Source organism: Rhodococcus sp. ARC_M6 (assembly GCF_022810305.1).
GTDB lineage: Bacteria > Actinomycetota > Actinomycetes > Mycobacteriales > Mycobacteriaceae > Rhodococcus_F.
On sequence record NZ_JALGQH010000097.1, the window covers coordinates 1 to 306 of the forward strand.

The window sequence follows — 306 nt, forward strand, 5'->3', positions numbered from 1 at the left end:
GGCCGTGCGACGTGCGGGAAGTCGCCATCACGGCATCAGCGGAAATCCTACGGCTGGAAGCCATCCGGGTTGCCGCGGTCGATGCGTTAGCCCTTCATCCGGACGAGCAAGTGCTGTGTTACCGCGGTGTCGGCCGCTGGCTGGCCGCGAACACGATGTTGCAGAATGCCGCCGAAAATAAGATCGCTGCCCTCGGGGTGGCCCTGCGAGCGTTCCCCGCCATTGCGGCGCAGTTCGATGCCAGTGACCTCACCGTCGACCATGCCGCGCTGATCACCGCATTCTGCGAGTCTCCACCCAAAGGGA

The 306-nt window shown here is 64.4% G+C and carries 1 pseudogene; it reads left to right on the forward strand.

Annotated features, from left to right (window positions below):
• Nucleotides 1–11: 11 nt before the first annotated feature.
• Nucleotides 12–306 (forward strand): annotated as a pseudogene (locus MTX36_RS29550) (HNH endonuclease); the annotation flags it as partial.